Annotated in this window: 12 protein-coding genes and 1 tRNA gene; 6 read left to right on the top strand and 7 right to left on the bottom strand. The window is 56.2% G+C overall.

The window, feature by feature from the left end; genetic code table 11:
* Window positions 1–7 precede the first annotated feature (7 nt).
* Together ACP0GE_RS10915 and ACP0GE_RS10910 are read right to left on the bottom strand one after the other, a co-directional pair.
* Window positions 8–1,111 carry a mandelate racemase/muconate lactonizing enzyme family protein gene (locus tag ACP0GE_RS10915; protein WP_424831978.1) on the bottom strand — a complete coding sequence of 368 codons (1,104 nt, stop codon included), beginning with the start codon at window positions 1,109–1,111 and terminating at the stop codon, window positions 8–10.
* Entirely contained in the window at window positions 1,108–3,585 is a 2,478-nt protein-coding gene (locus tag ACP0GE_RS10910) for an FAD-dependent oxidoreductase (RefSeq protein ID WP_424831977.1), read from the bottom strand. The genes ACP0GE_RS10915 and ACP0GE_RS10910 overlap by 4 nt, the downstream gene beginning before the upstream one ends.
* Before the next feature lie 123 nt (window positions 3,586–3,708).
* Between ACP0GE_RS10910 and ACP0GE_RS10905 the strand changes: the two genes are divergently transcribed.
* From ACP0GE_RS10905 to ACP0GE_RS10895, 3 genes are all read left to right on the top strand, one after another.
* A complete protein-coding gene (locus ACP0GE_RS10905; protein WP_424831976.1) occupies window positions 3,709–4,806 on the top strand; it encodes an aromatic ring-hydroxylating oxygenase subunit alpha in 1,098 nt (365 codons plus the stop codon).
* Between the two features lie 33 nt (window positions 4,807–4,839).
* Window positions 4,840–5,220, top strand: coding sequence for a carboxymuconolactone decarboxylase family protein (locus ACP0GE_RS10900; protein WP_424831975.1), 381 nt, complete (start codon window positions 4,840–4,842; stop codon window positions 5,218–5,220).
* Window positions 5,221–5,730: 510 nt separating this feature from the next.
* A complete protein-coding gene (locus ACP0GE_RS10895; RefSeq protein ID WP_424831974.1) occupies window positions 5,731–7,077 on the top strand; it encodes a Na+/H+ antiporter family protein in 1,347 nt (448 codons plus the stop codon).
* A gap of 181 nt (window positions 7,078–7,258) precedes the next feature.
* On the opposite strand, the gene ACP0GE_RS10890 is transcribed toward ACP0GE_RS10895, so the two are convergent.
* The 4 genes from ACP0GE_RS10890 to ACP0GE_RS10875 form a co-directional block, all read right to left on the bottom strand.
* Window positions 7,259–8,836 (bottom strand): carbamoyltransferase C-terminal domain-containing protein, encoded by a 1,578-nt coding sequence (locus tag ACP0GE_RS10890; RefSeq protein WP_424831973.1) that lies wholly within the window; start codon window positions 8,834–8,836, stop codon window positions 7,259–7,261.
* A 125-nt stretch (window positions 8,837–8,961) separates the two neighbouring features.
* Window positions 8,962–10,797 (bottom strand): carbamoyltransferase family protein, encoded by a 1,836-nt coding sequence (locus ACP0GE_RS10885; RefSeq protein ID WP_424831972.1) that lies wholly within the window; start codon window positions 10,795–10,797, stop codon window positions 8,962–8,964.
* 3 nt (window positions 10,798–10,800) lie between these two features.
* The gene (locus tag ACP0GE_RS10880; protein WP_424831971.1) at window positions 10,801–10,950 is read right to left on the bottom strand and encodes a DUF5989 family protein; all 150 of its coding nucleotides are present in this window, start codon (window positions 10,948–10,950) and stop codon (window positions 10,801–10,803) included.
* A 17-nt stretch (window positions 10,951–10,967) separates the two neighbouring features.
* Window positions 10,968–11,372, bottom strand: coding sequence for an SxtJ family membrane protein (locus tag ACP0GE_RS10875; protein ID WP_424831970.1), 405 nt, complete (start codon window positions 11,370–11,372; stop codon window positions 10,968–10,970).
* Window positions 11,373–11,907: 535 nt separating this feature from the next.
* Here ACP0GE_RS10875 and ACP0GE_RS10870 point away from each other — a divergent pair.
* The gene (locus ACP0GE_RS10870; protein WP_424831969.1) at window positions 11,908–13,083 is read left to right on the top strand and encodes a hypothetical protein; all 1,176 of its coding nucleotides are present in this window, start codon (window positions 11,908–11,910) and stop codon (window positions 13,081–13,083) included.
* Between the two features lie 167 nt (window positions 13,084–13,250).
* Here ACP0GE_RS10870 and ACP0GE_RS10865 read toward each other — a convergent pair.
* A tRNA-Ser gene (locus ACP0GE_RS10865) sits at window positions 13,251–13,340 on the bottom strand.
* A gap of 386 nt (window positions 13,341–13,726) precedes the next feature.
* Here ACP0GE_RS10865 and ACP0GE_RS10860 point away from each other — a divergent pair.
* Both ACP0GE_RS10860 and ACP0GE_RS10855 read left to right on the top strand, forming a co-directional pair.
* Entirely contained in the window at window positions 13,727–14,680 is a 954-nt protein-coding gene (locus ACP0GE_RS10860; RefSeq protein WP_424831968.1) for a FecR family protein, read from the top strand.
* A 222-nt stretch (window positions 14,681–14,902) separates the two neighbouring features.
* Window positions 14,903–17,137, top strand: coding sequence for a CHASE2 domain-containing protein (locus tag ACP0GE_RS10855; RefSeq protein ID WP_424831967.1), 2,235 nt, complete (start codon window positions 14,903–14,905; stop codon window positions 17,135–17,137).
* Window positions 17,138–17,182 lie beyond the last annotated feature (45 nt).

Genomic DNA, 17,182 nt, shown 5'->3' with positions numbered 1-17,182 from the left:
CAAAGGGTCAGTCAAAAAGAGCGGCTGCGGGGCCAAGCTGGTCCGGGTCTGGCGCAACCCCAAGCCCGGCGCCGTCGGGCGGGGCGATGCGACCATTTTTGCGAGAAGGTCCGGTTGGGTCCAGCCGGGGGCCAACATAATGGCTAAGGTCACAGGTGTTCATGATCCCCCGCGCGGGTGTCGAGGCCGCCAGATGCAGCAGCGCAGCGGTGGTAATGTCGCTGCCCCAGGTGTCTTCGATACACATCTGGGTGCCCAGGCTGAGGCATAGATCCCGCACCCGGCGCGAGGCTGAAAGGCCGCCCATCTTCGACAGTTTCACAGCCACCGCATCCATGCATCCCGCCTGATGCCCCGCCAGAACCGACGCCATGTCATGCGCGTTCTCGTCCAGCTTCATCGGCAGGCCCGTTGCTGCACGTACTTGGGCGCACTCTTCGATTGTGGCGCAGGGCTGTTCCAGCATGATATCCAGACGCGCCACCGCGCGGCCTACGCGCGTGGCCGTCAGACTGTCCGAGCCGCAATTCCAGTCGCCATAGATCAAAGGCCCTTCGCCCACCGCCTCTCGCACCAAAGTCAGGCGCGCCACGTCAGCCTGCCAGTTGTCATCAGCACCCAGCTTGACCTGAAACTGGCGCATTCCCTGATCGAAGGCATCCCGCGCGATGCGAGCCATCTCATCAGGGGCGATGCAGGTGATTGAATGATAAAGCGGCATATCCGCCACCGCGCGCCCACCCAGCAGCGCGTACAAAGGCAGCCCGGCGGCCTGTGCTGTCAGGTCCCAAAGCGCCGTATCGATGGCCGATTTCGCGTAGTCATGACCGGGCAGATACTTGTTCAACCGCTCCATCATGGCCTCGGGGCCGACCGGGTCGGCGCCCATCAGGACCGGGGCCAGTTCTTCGAGCGCCGGAATGACGCCATTGGCATAGGCGGGCAGGTAATGGGGGATGGGGCAGACCTCTCCCCACCCTGATAGGCCCGTATCCGTGTCCAGCCGCACCAGAACCGAGGTAGTGACGTCGCAGGTCTTGCCTTCGGCCATGTAATAGGTGTCGTGGCTGGTCAGCGGCACATGCCAGGCAGAGATGCGAGCGATCTTCATTCTGCCGCCACCTGCTCCAGATCGGTTCGGGGCCGGGTCGAGGCCGGGTTATATGCGGCTTGCTCCAGGAACCGGCCCCTGCGCGGTTTTCCGGCGATGATCACTTCGACCTGTTTGCCCGGCTCGACAGCCCAAGGCTTCACATAGGCGAAGGCCAGAATTTTACCGACCGTATGCCCATAGGCGACCGAGGCTGTAGCACCGATCACCTCACCATCCACGATGACCGCTTCGCCGCCATGGCCATCTTCGATCCCGTCCGGTTCAATCTCAAGATAGGCACAAATCCAGGGCATTTGACCCTTCTCGGCCTGTTCCGCGCTGCGCCGCGTTGCCTCGGCCCCCAGAAACTCTTTGTCCAATCTCAGAAAGCGGTTCTGATTGGCCTCGGGCAGGGTGACTTCATTGGTCAACTCACCCGCGCCCGGGAATGCCTTTTCCATCCGCATCGCGTTCATCGCGAATGAGCCGTAATTGGCAATGCCGTGCGGTTCACCCGCAGCCCAAAGCGCCTTATAGACGTCGACGCAGGCCGCGAAGGGCATGTGGAATTCCCAGCCAAGTTCACCTGCATATGACATGCGGAAGGCCCAGACCTTATGTCCCGCGATGGTAATTTCCTGCGCCGACAGCCAGCGGAACCCGGCGTTGGACAGGTCGGCATCGGTGCATTGCATCAGCACATCCCGCGCCCTTGGCCCGTTCAGGGATAGCGCCGCCCAGTCCGAGGACAACGCGATGATGGTCACATCCTCATCACGGCGGTTGTGGTTCAGATGATCCAGCAGGCGCTGTTCGAAGAAGGCCGCGCAGACCAGATAGAACCGATCATCGGCCATGCGGACCAAAGTGGTCTCGACCTCAATCCGCCCACGTCGGTTCAGCATATGGGTCAGGGTGATCGAGCCCGTTTTCTGAGGCATCCTGTTCGCGGTCAAGCGGTTCAGCAGGGCATAGGCGTCCGGGCCGCTGACCTCGACCTTGGTAAAGGCGGTCACGTCCATGATGCCGACACCATTGCGCACGGCGTGGACCTCGGCCCCGACCATGTCATGCACCGCGTTGCGGCGGAAACTGTAGTGGTCGCGCTGCTCAACGCCGTCGCGGGCGAACCAGCGGGGGCGTTCAAAGCCATAGACCTCTTCATACACCGCGCCCTGATCTTTCAGGATGTCATAGAGCGGTGAAGGTTTGATCGGTCGGCCTTCCAGCCGGTTGAAATGCGGGAACGGAATTTCGTGCCGCAGCTTGTAGTCCTCATGCGCTTTGATGACCTGCCAGTCCTTGGTGGCATAGCTACCAAAGCGGCGCGGATCGTAGTCACGCATGGAAATGTCGGCGGCCCCATGCACCATCCATTTCGCCAGTTCGCGGGTCAGGCCCGGCCCCCAGCCGATACCGATCTGAGTGCCGCAGCAACACCAGTAGTTCCGCACGCCCGGCGCGGGCCCGACCATCGGGTTGCCATCCGGCGGGTGGCTGATCGCGCCATGAACCTCGCGCGTGATGCCCAGATCGGCAAAGATCGGCATCCGGTCCAGCGCGTTTTCCAGCCACGGCATGACCCGGTCGTAATCGGCATCGAACAGCCAATTCTCATAGTCCCACGGGCATTCGTCATGCCAGACCGAGTTCACGTTCTCTTTCTCGTAGATCCCGATCAAGCCCTTTTTCTGCTCCATCCGGATATAGCCCGACACCAGTTTGTCATCGCGGATCACCGGCAGTTCGGCGTCCAGATCGCGGAATTCGGGGACATCCTCGGTGACGAAATAATGGTGCGTCATCGAGGTCATCGGCAGTTGCAGCCCGGACCATTCGCCCATCTGGCGCGCATAAGTACCACCCGCGTTGACCACATGTTCACAGATGATCGTACCTTTTTCGGTCTCGACCACCCACTCGCCCGAGGCGTTCTGCGTGATGTTGGTCGCCCGGCAATGGCGGAAAATCCCGACGCCCTTCTGCCGCGCGCCGGCGGCCAGCGCCATAGTCACGTTGGACGGATCAACATGCCCGTCATCCGGCGTGTAAAGCGCGCCCAGAACGCCGTCGAGATTATAAAACGGATGCTTCTGCGCGATGAATGCAGGGTCGACAAGATCGATATTGAACCCAAGAGACCGACCCACAGACAGTGTATGGCGCAGCCAGTCCATCTCATCCTCGGTATAGGCCAGCCGGAACGATCCGCAGCCATGCCATGTGACAGCCTGCCCGGTCTCGGCCTCAAGCTTGCCGGAATAGAGACCGATATTGTAGTCGACCATCTTGCCCAGCCCGTATGAACTGGTGGAATGCGTAATCTGACCCGCCGCGTGCCAGGTCGATCCACTGGTCAACTCGGCCTTTTCCAGGAGAATCGTTTCCGCCCCCCAGCCTTCGTGGCCAAGGTGATAGGCCAGGCCGCAGCCCATGACCCCTCCGCCTACGATGACAACTTTTGCCCGGCTGGGCAGCTCTTTCTGGGCCATGGCCAAATATCCTGTGCCAGAGTTGAAGATTTCTGTGGATTCACTATTGAAACAAATGTACCAAAGTCAAATAAAAATGGTACAAAAGAAATCAGCGGCCGGAAAGGGTCAGGAGGTCAGCCGATGAATGCGCCACTCACGCATACGTTAGAGCCACGGTACTACACCGATCCGGCCATCTTCGAGGCCGAGATGACAGGTCTTTTGGCTCGCACGTGGCAATACGCTGGTCATGCGGCTGACATACCGAATGTGGGGGATTACTTCGCGTTCGAGATTGCCGGGCAGAACCTGTTTGCCATTCGTGGCCGCGATAACGTTGTGCGCACCTTCTACAACGTCTGCCAGCACCGCGCGCATGAAATGGTCAGCGGCACCGGCAATACGCGCGTCGTGGTATGTCCGTACCATCAATGGACATACGAGCTGACCGGTGGTTTACGAGCGGGCCCGAACATCAAAAGCGTTCCGGGTTTCGACCGCAGCAAGATCTGCCTGACCGAAGTCCGCACCGAGGACTTTCTGGGGTTTCTATTCGTCAACCTCGACAAAGAAGCGGCCCCGATGGACGAGTGGTTTCCCGGCGTTCGGCAAGAACTCGCAGAATTTGTTCCGCAGATCAGTGATTTGGCACCGCTGGAATGGGTTGAAGTGCCAGAGAACTGCAACTGGAAGGTCTCGATCGAGAATTACTCGGAATGCTACCATTGCCCGACCAATCACCCGACCTTTGCCGAAGGTGTGGTTGATCCGAACACCTATGACATTCAACCTGCAAAAAAGGGTTATGTCCTGCGACACACCACGCAATGTCAGAGCCTGGACAGGATGACGTATGAGATTGACCTGAACAGCAACGAACATGCTGGCGACTATCAGTCGTGGTTTCTGTGGCCGATGTTTTCGTTCCAGTGTTACCCCGGTAACGTGCTGAATACGTATCACTGGCGCGCAAACTCGGTCGATAGCTGCACCGTCTGGCGCGGTTGGTTCACCGAAGGCGGGCATGAGAGTGACGTAATCCGCAGCTTGGCCATACAAGACCGAGAGACCACCGTGGCCGAGGATATTCGGCTGGTGGAATCGGTGCATCGCGGTTTGAAATCCAAAGGCTACGTGCCCGGGCCGCTTGTGCTGGACCCGTCCGGCGGGGTGATGAGCGAACATTCCATCGCCCGGCTTCAACAATGGATGCGCGAAGCCGTGGACGGACAGTGTTAACTAAGCAAGACAGCCAAGAAATCGGAGACTGACATGGACGATCTATTCGACCGCGGCCTGAGCCAGCGCAAGGCCACATTGGGTGCAGAATATGTCGAGAAAAACCTCGCGGCCGCAGACGACTTCACCCGTCCGTTTCAAGAGGCCATGACAGCCTGGTGCTGGGGGTTCGGCTGGGGGGACGACACAATCGACCCCAAAACGCGGTCGATGATGAACCTCGCCATGATCGGTGCGCTGGGTAAGATGCATGAATGGGAAGTTCACTGCAACGGGGCTTTGAACAACGGCGTGACCAAAGAGGAAATTCGCGCCATCATTCATGTGGTGGGCATCTATTGCGGCGTGCCTCAGTCGCTGGAATGTTTCCGCGTGGCCAGAAAGGTGCTGCAGGAACGCGGGATGTTGGACTGATCTGCCTAAATGGCCCGACAAGAGCTTGAGGGTTTGGTCGCGTAGCCCTGATTGGGGGGGGGCTGCGGCATTCCTGCCGCGCTTCGAAAATGACCAGATTGCCGCGGGCGATCGGGCGGTCACGAGTTATTCCACCGGCGATGTTACCCGGGTTGGTGAGGACTGGGGGCGAGATGGGGTTATTCTGCGACGGGCAGGGCGCCCTGACGAAGTTGGCCTGCAGTCTTCCAGAAATGCCGAAAACCACAATTTTCGAGCTCTCAAACAAGATCCGTTTTCGCGTGTCGGCAAATACCGATCTCGAGTAGTCGACGGTAGCAGTTTACGCCAATCAGGCCGTAACAAAAATCCCGACACTTGTCTGGGCGCTGCAGCCTTTTGGCGTGGATCATGATCACATTAAATCGTGCCGCTGGGTGAACCTTGCATCCAGTCTTTACATGCCCATACAGCTTGTATAGACAACTATATGTAATAATAGGGCACCTCTAACTCAGAAAGACAGACGACATGAACTCAGTTCTAATCGCGGTTATCGTAATGGTGGCGCTGAGCCTCTTGCGGTTTCCGATTGTATTCGCGCTCATACTCGCGTCAGTGCTAGGCGGCTTGCTAGCGGGAATGGCTCCTGCGGATATCGTTTCCGCCTTCAACTCAGGGCTTGGAAACGGGGCGCCCGTAGCGCTGGCCTATGCCACACTGGGCGCATTTGCGGTTATGCTGTCACGTTCGGGCATTCCCCAGAAAATGACGGCCCGTGTCGTTGAAAAGATAAAATCCGACGACTCGGCAGGTCACGCCAACGCAACGAAAATCACTTGGGGCATCTATGTCTGCCTGATCGCAACAGGGTTCATTTCCGGTACAATCGTACCTGTGCATATCGCCTTTATCCCTATTTTGGTGCCGCCACTTCTATTGGTGATGAACCACCTGAAACTTGACCGTCGCGCGGTCGCCTGTGCGATCACGTTCAGTATCACGGTCATGTATATGTCTGCCCCGATTGGATACGGGACAATCTACCTGAACGACATCCTGCTTGGCTCGATCAACAGCAGCGGTGAGGAGCTTGGGTTCTCGGCAACGCGGGATCTGGCGCCCAAAGCCATGTTGATCCCTGCATCCGGAATGATCTTCGGCCTTTTGGTGGCCCTGCTGTTCAGCTACCGCAAAGAGCGGTCCTATGTGGATGCACCAATCGTGGGCCAGGAAACCAGTAGTGAACCAGGAGAGCTGCAACTTTGGCAGAAGGGTTGTCTGCTGGCCGGTCTGATCGTTGCGTTGGTGATCCAGTTGTGGACCGGATCGATGGTATTTGGCGGGATCGCTGGCTTTGCTGTTCTGTCGCTCAGCGGCTTGTCCAAATTCAATGAGTTGGACTCGGTGTTCATCCAGGGCGTGCGGCTTATGGCAACGATTGGTTTCATCATGATTGCCGCCGCGGGTTTTGCCGGAGTTATGAAGGCAACGGGTGATATCGCTTCGTTGGTTGAAGGTGTCGGCACCACAATCGGAGACAGCAAATCAATGGCTGCCCTGTTGATGCTTGTTGTGGGGCTGTTCATCACGATGGGAATCGGGTCTTCGTTTTCTACTGTGCCTATCCTTGCCGCGATCTTCGTGCCCTTGTGCCTGCACTATGGGTTTTCGCCGCTGGCAACGATCGCAATCATCGGTACCGCAGGGGCGCTGGGCGATGCGGGTTCCCCGGCATCGGATTCCACATTGGGGCCGACAGCTGGTTTGAATGCTGACCGTCAACATGACCACATCCGCGACACGGTCATCCCGACGTTCATTCACTTTAACATCCCTCTGATCCTCTTCGGGTGGATTGCGGCTATGATCCTGTAAACTTAGCCAACCGCCTGCCAAAATCCTGCAGCCTGAAAACCGGCTGCAGGACTTTGATGGGCAGACGGTGCGCCGAAACAGGCATTGTCACTGCTAAGTGGTTTGACTGGGTTTGTAACAACCAAAACTAGTTTGGATCGAACCATTCAAACATGGCGCCGACCGCATATGACCCCGGTGCTTAGCCAGAACGCCTGTGGAAGCGGTAAAACGATAGGCCTGCCACAACTCCATCAAGGCCCGCGGCGCGTGCATATGTGTAAAGATCGCTGGTTTTATTGATGAAGCCCGCACCCTGAAAATTCAAAGACGTGTTGCACAGAACCCCGGAACCGGAAATCGCTTTGAACTCCTGAAGCAGCTTGTAAAGCATGGCGTTCTGATCCTGCGTGACGGTCTGCACGCGCGCGGAACCATCCAAATGGGTCACAGCCCTGAGTTCCGGGTCCGTTACCTTTGAGAAATTCAGCATATAAGGCGACGGTCCGGACCAATCGAAATGTTTTGATACGTCTTCTTCAAGGCAAACTGGTGCAATCGGCGCGCTGATGGGGCGACCTTTGAGCCCGTTCAACCTGTCGCGTGTCTTTGTGCTGAAGGGCGCGGCCAGTATGGACCGATTGCCCAATGCCCTTGGACCAAGTTCGCAATTCCCAATGGCCCACCCAATTATCATTCCGTCATTCAGAGCCGCAGCCACCTCTCGCAGGTTCAACTCGCTGGCGGTAACATAGTCCATTTTGGAACGATCGTCACAGAACGGCTGCCCGGCGTAAACGGTCCAATCCAGCTTGGCCTTTCCGGTGAAATGGCGCATCGCATCGACGGCAGTTCCAATAGCGCTGCCCGAGTCGTTGGTGCAAGGCGGCACAAACACATCGCGAAAAAGACCGCTTTTTCGCCAGCGTGTGTTCCAATCACAGTTCAGGCCGCACCCGCCGGAAATCAGCAATGGAAGACCTTTGGTCAGATTGACCTTCGCGTAGTCGTGAAAGACAGAAAAAATGGCCTCGGAATAGCTGGCGGCCAGGTCGCGAAACCTTTGCGATTCAATGCCTATGTTGTGAAACGCTGAGGATTTGAAATCATCTTTTTGTAACCGATCGATCGCCGTCGGGTCGCTCAAAAGTTGATCAATCAGGTTCTGCGCCTCTTGGTCAATTTCTGAGGCATCACCCAAAGCGCTTGCTGCCATCAGTTTGCCGGCATCCCCTTTTCTGACCGATCCATTGGTTGGATTGAAACCGGGGTCGGCAAGGGCATAGAGAAACGAGAACTTTTGGCCCGGGTTGCTCATAACCCGACCCAAATGGTGGATCTTCAGATCCGAGTCGATTTCATAAAAGTCCCCTAATGAGCCTTCCCAAACCAGCACATAACACGGTTCGCCTTGTCGGAAGGGTGACATCGCATAAGTTGCCCAGATATGTGAACGCTCATGCGTTGATGAATAATAATCAACGACTTTTCCGAAGAATCTTTGGGCCCCCACAACTTCGGAACCGTCCCCGACGCCAAAATACCCTGCGCCCGAGCTTTTGACGTGATCCAACCCCGTGCTTGACCATCCGCTTAGCGCCAAAACATCGGGGATCTGGTCAAACCAGGACGCCGCAGTGATAAGCGTATCCGGATTGACAGGCGCGTTGCGCGGAAAGCTGTCTTTCTCAGCTTCATAGGCAAACAGCAAATCCTGTTTGCTGGCATCAACGCCAGCGGTAGAACCGTCATGGCCAGAGTTGATCGAAAAAATTCTCATATCACCAAACTGGGTTTTTAACTTTCAATCTTTCACCGCCGCCGCTCTCAGTGTTCGCAGGTCTTCTCGAAATCTTATTTGGTCATCCGAGACACTCAGCCTCGGCGTTTCAACAACTGTCAGCGTTAGTCCAACTCGTATTTTTCTTCGTAGTTCTCGGCCAATTCCGGATCTTGGTCTTCCTTGCGAAGAAACGCATTCCCAACTACCAAAACCTCAATTCCCGTTCCCATGAAACAACGGAACGCATCCTCTGGCGAACAAACGATCGGCTCGCCGCGAACATTGAACGAGGTGTTGACGACAACAGGACAGCCAGTCTTTTCCCGGAAGGCGTCGATCAGGGCGTGATATTTGGGGTTTGTTTCCTGATGAACGGTCTGAACCCGCGCTGAATAATCGACATGCGTAATCGCCGGAATATCCGAGCGTTTTACGTTCAACTTGTCGATGCCGAAGAGACGCCTTTCATCTTCCGACATTTGTCGGCGGATCTTCTCGTTCACATCAGCGACAAGCAGCATGTACGGGCTGTCATAATCAAGCTCAAACCAGTCGCTCACATGTTCGCGCAAAACAGAAGGCGCAAAGGGGCGGAAGCTTTCCCGGTATTTTACCTTGAGATTCAGCACTTTCTGCATTGTAGGAGAGCGCGGATCGCCAAGGATGGAACGTCCGCCCAAAGCGCGCGGGCCAAATTCCATACGTCCCTGAAACCAGCCAACGGCTTTCTCCTCGGACAGTGCTTCGGCAGTTCTGGAAAGGATATCGTCGTCCGAAAGAAGTTCGAATTTGGCACCGGCTTTTGTCAGCTGTGCGGCGATGTCGTCGGTTTCGAAAGACGGCCCAAGATAGGCACCCTTCATCGCATCCCCTGCATGGATGGTGCGCGGCATTTTCATTTCGCTGTGCCAGGCGCCCAAGGCTGCGCCCAACGCGCCACCGGCATCCCCAGCAGCGGGCTGAATCCAGATGTCTTTGAAGGCGCCGTCACGCAGGATTTTGCCATTGGCAACGCAATTCAGGGCAACACCGCCCGCCATACACAGGTTTGGGCAATCATATTCCTTCGAAAGCGCGCGGGTCATGCGAAGAACAACGTCCTCGGTCGCGGCCTGCACCGAGGCCGCAATATCCATATGAAACTGGGTCAGATCGTCGGTTTCAGGCTTCCGGACAGGCTGGCCGAAAAGATCGGCAAATGCCTGATTGGTCATGGTCAATCCATGCGTATAGTTGAAATAATCCTGATTGAGTTTGTAGGAACCGTCCTCTTTTACATCAATCAGATTATCCAGGATGACGTCTTTGTATTTGGGTTCACCATATGGTGCGAGGCCCATAACCTTGTATTCGCCGGAATTTACCTTGAAGCCGGTGTAATAGGTGAACGCCGAGTAAAGAAGGCCCAGCGAGTGCGGAAAGTGAATTTCCTTTTCAATGGATAATTCGTTTCCATTTCCCATCGCCACTGTAGTGGTTGCCCACTCACCCACACCGTCCAGAGTCAGTACAACCGCCTGTTCGAATGGCGAGGGGTAGAAAGCGCTTGCCGCGTGGCTGAAGTGGTGTTCGGAGAACATCAACCGATCCCCCGAGAACCCCTTTTCCAACTGACGCAGCTCGCGCACCAATAGATCCTTGAGGAACAGTTTTTCCCGCAGCCAGATCGGCATTGCCTTGCGAAACGAGTTGAACCCCTTGGGCGCAGTGGCAAGATAAGTTTCCAACAGCCGTTCGAATTTGAGAAACGGTTTGTCGTAAAACACGACATTGTCGACGTCAGCCAGGGTAATTCCTGCTTCTGCCAACACGTATTTCACCGCGTTATGAGGGAATCGCGCGTCGTGCTTTTTCCTGCTGAAACGCTCTTCCTGCGCAGCGGCAATGATCTCGCCATCGGCGATCAAAGCTGCTGCACTGTCGTGATACAGGGCAGAAACACCGAGTAGATAGGTCATTGATCAGAACAACGTATATATGAATGGAGCGACCGCGGACCCCTGGCTGAGAACGATCAGAACGCCAAACAATGCCAGCACCAGCACCACCGGAAAAAGCCAAAACTTTTTGCGTACTTTCAGGAAGGTCCAAAGTTCAGATACAAAAGACATTTCAATTTCCCCAAAATTTAAAACTGGTTCTTCATACTGTTTGGAAGATCGGTCCGTTTGATCCAATAAGATTTTGCGTTCGGGTCAAGTTTCTGACCCAAAAGATCCTTGCCGAACAGGCGCAATAGACCACCGATCGTCACGAAAGTTGTAATAAAAACAAGCGCCATTACGATCGGGGCCACGATTGCCCCCAGCAGCATTCCGAACTTGAACCACAGTACATTCAACCGTTTCAGTTTGGTTGGCGCAATGAAAGCAAACCCCAGGAAAACAAGGGCAATTGCAATCGCCCAAACCCGGATCCCTCCGCCGCCGATCAATGGCCAAAGCCCGATGATGGTGAACACAGCGGCAAAAACCAGACCGAATCCGCGTTCCGACCCTACTTCTACAGTAACGTTGGATTGATGATCAGACAAACAAACAACCTCCTAAAAAGGACGAACGATACTGCATTAACACTCGTTCTCCGACACCTCAACACTCGTTCTCCGACACCTCCGGCCATGGATATTCCCCAACCGCGAGCTCAACCCTCGGTTATTGCGTGTTCAGCTGGACATATTTTGGATGAGTCGTTCGGAGCTAAACTCTGAAACCAAACAACACGCAGAAACTGGACACTCTAATCGGCTTGGAGAATTGCAACCCCAAGTCAGTTGTCAGAGCAAACTTCTCAACTGCATATTCCGCGCGACCGTTGCGCTGTTTCGCGACCCGTATCGAGTTATGCGAAATCAACTGAAGGGACTCCGAACAGGGTCTTCGGCAATAATCCGAACCGCCGGTCACGCAGCGTCGGGATTGTCTGCCTTACGATCATTCAGAATTCACGTTGTCAGAACACAAGTCCCGGATAATGTGGTGAGGTTGGCAGATCGCATTTAAATCGCCGATCTGTTTATGGTTACCAGTTTGAAACCGATACGCGTCGGGGGTGTGGAGATGAATTGGATGAAAGCGACATTGAGAGTATTTCTGATCAACGTTTTCGTCATTGTGTTGCTCTATGGCATTCTTGAAATTGCCGTTTCGACTTATGCGTATCTTACAGGGGGGCAAACGGTCTGGGTCGCGGAAGAGGCCGGTAACACTGTCCAATTTGACCCTGTCATGGGATACAAGCTGACCCAAACGCCGTCACGCTTCACCCGGATCAATGACGGCGTGATGAATTATGTCGGCACTTTCGAAGGCAACGCACAGGGTTTCCCTGATCGCGACGATTTTTCAGCAGAACGGACCGCTCCGAACCAGCGCGTCTTTGCCGTTCTGGGGGATTCTTTCACAGCAGGTAATTTTCTGTCGCATAACTGGCCGGACAGGGCCGAAGACCTGCTGCAGTCTCAGGGCGAAGATGTAACCTTGCTGAACATGTCCGGAGATGGCTGGGGCCTTGGGAACTGGGCCAGTATCGTCGATGGAATGCTAGAACAGGACCCCTATGAGTTGGATGGTCTGATTTTCGCCGTCTGGACCTGGGATTTGGGACGTCCGTTTCGATATGCCGATTACCGGGGCCAGAAACGGCGCGCTGCGGGGCATGTTTCAGGATGGAAACTGGATGACCGCCCCAAGGATCATGCCGAAGCGATGGAAATACTGGATGGCACGGGCCCCGAGCAGTCCTGGATCGTCTCGTCAGAAGAGTTTGACGAAGTGCTTCGTGGCAAGCAGCTGGCCCAACCCGGCTGGAGTTTTGTGGTTTTCGACCGGGCCAAGCGGTTGCTTAAACCCGTCGTTCATCAGTTTCGCAGGACCCAGAATGGTGAGAACTGGGCAGAGAATGCCAACTGCGTAGGAGAAAGTGACCCGGATCGCCTGGCATTGTTCGAGCTGATAAAGAACTATGCGCAGGCACGCGACCTTCCGATCCTTGTCGTCTACATCTGGAGCCGCGAAGGCCTGATCAACGGTGCGGTCAACACTGACCTCTGCCGAAGGGAAAACGCCCGAGAGTTTGCCGAGCTTATAGGCGCAGAGTTCATGGATGGCGGCGAGGCATTTACCGACATCCCCAAAGACCAGCTCGAACAACTTTGGCTGCCCAATGATGGTCACTGGGGGCAGGGCGGTTCGGATGTTTTTGCTGACTTCATGACGAAAACTCTGAGCGGCAATTGGCCCTAAGGCGGATTGCTTGCCGCAGCTCAAGGCCTACCGGACCAATAGCCGAAGCCGTCAGTTGCCAACAGTTGTAATTATGCTAAGCGCATGCGTTACGATTTGAAGGCAGGCGTATCTTCGCCTGGCCGCGCTCGCCGAGGCCACATCATATAGGGCAGTTGCGGGGATTATGGCGGAGACGAAGGGATTCGAACCCTCGAGACGGTTTCCCGCCTACTCCCTTAGCAGGGGAGCGCCTTCGACCACTCGGCCACGTCTCCGCTGGCCGGTATATCCTTGGCTGTTGACCAGTTACAAGGCGATTTTCCCAGGCGACAGAATTTTTCTGATGTTCGAGGTTAGATTCAGGGTGTCCTACCCCACAAACCTAAGGGCCATTGGCGCTGAATCCACCAACGAGGCTGGCTAATCCAACAGATCCGTTTGCGACCCTGTCAGCTCGAAAGTCCAGTGGTGAAACGGAAAACTTGCAATCTGACGCGGTTTCCGCGCATATTTGTGCATATTTAATAAACCAATTGACCATAATTATGTGGTTGTGAGGGGCTACCAAAATCGGGCATCGGGCGGTTGACGCCTGCATAGAATCCTTTGGGGGAAGGGACTCGGTTTGGCTTGGTTAAGAGTTGTTTTGTTTTTTGGGATCATGATGGCCCTCCCGGAAGTGGCCGCAGCAACAATCGGAAAAGTTCTCAGCGTACAGCAGGGTGCGGAAGTGATCCGCGCCGGCAAGACGTCGCGGGTGCGTGAAGGGATGGAGATTGCCTCGGGCGATACGATCACCACCAACAGCTCTGGCGTGGTGCAACTGTTGTTCGCGGATGAGACTAAGATTGCCGTTGGCCCTAATGCGACAATGGTTCTGGATGTGTCGATGCTGCGTGGAAAGCGTCGGGCCAAAAGCTTTGGAGTACAAGCGCTGGGCGGCAGCTTTCGCTTTATCTCGGGCAACAGCAGAAAACGGGCCTATTCGGTCAAGACCCCAACGGCGACGATGGCGGTGCGTGGGACGATTTTTGACCTATGGATCGCCTCGGACACGCAGAGTGCAATGCTGGTTCTGGAAGGCACCGTTCAAATGTGCGGTCAAAGCGGCAGGTGTCGTTCTACCCGGCGTCAATGCAGCATGTTTGCCACCAGTTCAGGCGGTGGGGTCGGACAGCCTGTGGATCGGGATCAGTATACCAAGGCGATTGCGTCCGGGTTTCCTTTCATCGAGTCCGAGAGCCAGTTATTGCCGCCCTTTCAGGCTGGTGGTGAGGGATGTGCGCGTGAGACAGCTGTTGTAGCTCCTCCCCCTCGCGTCGAACCGGAACGCCCTGAAGTTCAGCAAGCCAGGGCCGCAGAACCGCCTGAGCCTGCACCGCCTGAGGTGGAGCCGCCGGAACCAGATGATGAGCCGGTAGATGACGGGCCAGTGGATGACGGGCCTGTAGACGACGGGCCAGTGGATGATGGGCCAGTAGATGATGGGCCAGTGGATGATGGACCGACAGATGATGGGCCTGCGGAAGATTTGGATGATGGGCCGAACGAAGAACCAGACGATGGACCGGATGCGGGTTTGGATGACGGTCCTCAGGAAGAACAGGATGGCTGACAAAAAGAGCATCAGAAAGAACGGGGGCAGGTGATGGAAACCGGGACGTCGGTCGAGCCACCATGCCGCTCATTGCGCTGCATCCAAGAGCTAGACCAGTGAGGCCGTCGAGCTTTACGAGTCGTTCGGTCAGGCCAAGTCTGGCAACAGTGGTGCCGGCCAACGCAAGCTAGGGTGTCGTAGCTAGCACTTTCGTTTCCCTCGGATGCCAAGGAGGCTGACGTGGCAGGCAAGACAAGAGATCGGTTTGCACGACGATTGGCGTTTCGCCTCGTGGGTGTGGGATTGATCCTGCTTGGGTGCTTTGTACGCGTCAGCGACCCTTACCCTGTTCAGATCACCCGGCTGATCTACTTCGACATCCTGCAAAGGATTACGCCACGACAATTCAACCCGGATTTGCCGGTGCGTGTCGTGGATATTGACGAGAAGTCCCTGACCGAGTGGGGCCAATGGCCCTGGCCACGCAGTCAGTTGGGGGTGATGGTCGACCGGTTGGGGGACTATGGGGCAGCAGCCATTGCCTTCGACATGCTGCTTGCCGAGCCGGACCGCTATTCTCCGTCACGTCTGTTGCAAGACCCGTCTCTGGCGGGTGTTTTGCGCGTGGATGAAAGTGCCGCCAACTTGGACAATGATGCTTTGTTTGGCGCAAAGATCGCCAAGTACCCGGTTGTTTTGGGGGTGGCCGCGCGCCAGACCGATGGCGGGGCACCCATCACGCCAAAAGTTGGAATCGTTGAGATCGGAGAGCAGCCCGCCGCCGGATTGGTAAAGGTCGCGCATTGGACAACGCTGGCACCACCGCTTGGAGAAGATGCAACCGGGATCGGTGGGGTCAATGTCTCACCGGTTGGTGGAATGGGTGTTGTCAGGCGGGTCCCGGCGCTGTGGTCTGGTCCAGGGGGCGTGCTGCCTGCTCTGGGGGTCGAGGCATTGCGTGTGGCCCTGGGTGAGTCGGTCATTTTTGCCGAAGGCATGGAGGATGAGTCCGGCATCATGCTGGGCGCTGCTGTTGGGGATTTTCTGCTGCCCACTACCGAAAACGGCGAAATCTGGGTGCGCTACCGGCGGGACAATCCGGGCCTTTATCTGTCCGCCGATGACATCATGAAACGCGGTGATGACCCAGCGTTGCGGGCCGAGATCGAAGGGCGGATCATCCTGGTAGGAACCTCGGCTGCGGGGTTGTTCGACATGCGGGAAACCGCGTTGGGAGAATCCGTTCCTGGCGTTTCGATTCACGCACAGATCATCGAACAGATTATTCTGGGTGATATGCTCAGCCGATCAGACGTTACGGCCGCGCTGGAACTTTTGGCTTTTGTCATTCTGGGGATCGTGGTGACCGTGGTGATGTCCAGCTTTGGCGCAGTGGCGTCCTTCATCGCCGGTGGGGTCGCGGCGGCGGTTGTCATGGCGATCAGTTGGCTTGCCTTTCAAAATCAATCGGTTCTGTTCGATGCGACCTTCCCTCTGATCGGTGGCATGGCAAATTTCGGGCTGCTGGCCGGATACCTTTTCATCTCGACCGAACGGGAAAAGCGCGTGATCCGCCAGACTTTCTCGCACTATGTCGCGCCCGAGATTCTGGACGAGATGGAAGCTTCGGGTCATCGCATTCAGTTGGGTGGTGAAGCGCAGGAGATTACGGTGATGTTCTCGGACATCCGGGGATTCACACCCCTCTCGGAATCGGTTTCGGCCACGGATCTGGTGGCATTGCTGAACGAGCTGTTCTCGGAAATCGGCGACCAGATTCTGCTGGAGCGAGGCACTATCGACAAATTCATCGGGGATGCGGTCATGGCCTTCTGGAATGCTCCGCTGCCGGTGGACGACCACCCCTGGCGCGCCGCGCGGGCGGCATTGCTGATGCGGAAGGCGCTGGCGCAGTTCAATGCCTCGGATTTGATGCAGGGGCGCCCACCCATTGCGCTGGCCACCGGATGTGCAACCGGAACGGCCTGTGTCGGCAATATCGGATCACGCAGCCGATTCAATTATACAGTGATTGGCGACGTCGTGAATGTCGCCGCGCGGATCGAGCAGAATTGCCGTCACGTGGATTATGATATTCTGGTGTCGCGTTCGATACAGAAGGCGGTCGGGTCGACATTGGCTTTGTTAGAGGCCGGGTTTGTCGATCTGAAAGGTAAAAGTGAATTAGAGCCCGTCTATGTGCTGGTGGGAGACCGTGTGCTGGCCGAAAGCGCCGCGTTTCAGACCCTTTTGGCTGCCCATACAAAGCTGATCAATGCCATTCGCGGCGGCGAGGCGCGACCAACAATCGAGCTTCTTTGCGCCGATTGCGCAGCGCTTGCAGTGAGCATAGAGCCGGGGCTTGAGAATTTTTATCGCGCGCTGCATGTGCGGGCCGCAGATTTCCAATCAGACAGCCAGACAGAGCAGGCTGTTTTCAGTCACCGCAATGGTGGTCCCTCGGCTGTGCCTTAGGCCGCTTCTGCAGGTCAAAAAAGAAGCGGGCCGCTGCCTGACAAT

This window comes from Ruegeria sp., from assembly GCF_965243365.1.
In the GTDB taxonomy this organism is placed as follows: domain Bacteria; phylum Pseudomonadota; class Alphaproteobacteria; order Rhodobacterales; family Rhodobacteraceae; genus Ruegeria.
The sequence above is the reverse complement of the archived record's forward strand: the minus strand, read 5'-3'. Positions and strand labels throughout refer to the sequence as shown.

Bases quoted from the DNA above. Each gene is read 5' to 3' on its own strand.
- ACP0GE_RS10895 (WP_424831974.1), top strand. From the start codon at position 5,731: ATGAACTCAGTTCTAATCGCGGTTATCGTAATGGTGGCGCTGAGCCTC.
- ACP0GE_RS10880 (WP_424831971.1), bottom strand. From the start codon at position 10,950: ATGTCTTTTGTATCTGAACTTTGGACCTTCCTGAAAGTACGCAAAAAG.
- ACP0GE_RS10870 (WP_424831969.1), top strand. From the start codon at position 11,908: ATGAAAGCGACATTGAGAGTATTTCTGATCAACGTTTTCGTCATTGTG.
- ACP0GE_RS10910 (WP_424831977.1), bottom strand. From the start codon at position 3,585: ATGGCCCAGAAAGAGCTGCCCAGCCGGGCAAAAGTTGTCATCGTAGGC.
- ACP0GE_RS10860 (WP_424831968.1), top strand. From the start codon at position 13,727: ATGATGGCCCTCCCGGAAGTGGCCGCAGCAACAATCGGAAAAGTTCTC.
- ACP0GE_RS10905 (WP_424831976.1), top strand. From the start codon at position 3,709: ATGAATGCGCCACTCACGCATACGTTAGAGCCACGGTACTACACCGAT.
- ACP0GE_RS10915 (WP_424831978.1), bottom strand. From the start codon at position 1,111: ATGAAGATCGCTCGCATCTCTGCCTGGCATGTGCCGCTGACCAGCCAC.
- ACP0GE_RS10890 (WP_424831973.1), bottom strand. From the start codon at position 8,836: ATGAGAATTTTTTCGATCAACTCTGGCCATGACGGTTCTACCGCTGGC.
- ACP0GE_RS10900 (WP_424831975.1), top strand. From the start codon at position 4,840: ATGGACGATCTATTCGACCGCGGCCTGAGCCAGCGCAAGGCCACATTG.
- ACP0GE_RS10885 (WP_424831972.1), bottom strand. From the start codon at position 10,797: ATGACCTATCTACTCGGTGTTTCTGCCCTGTATCACGACAGTGCAGCA.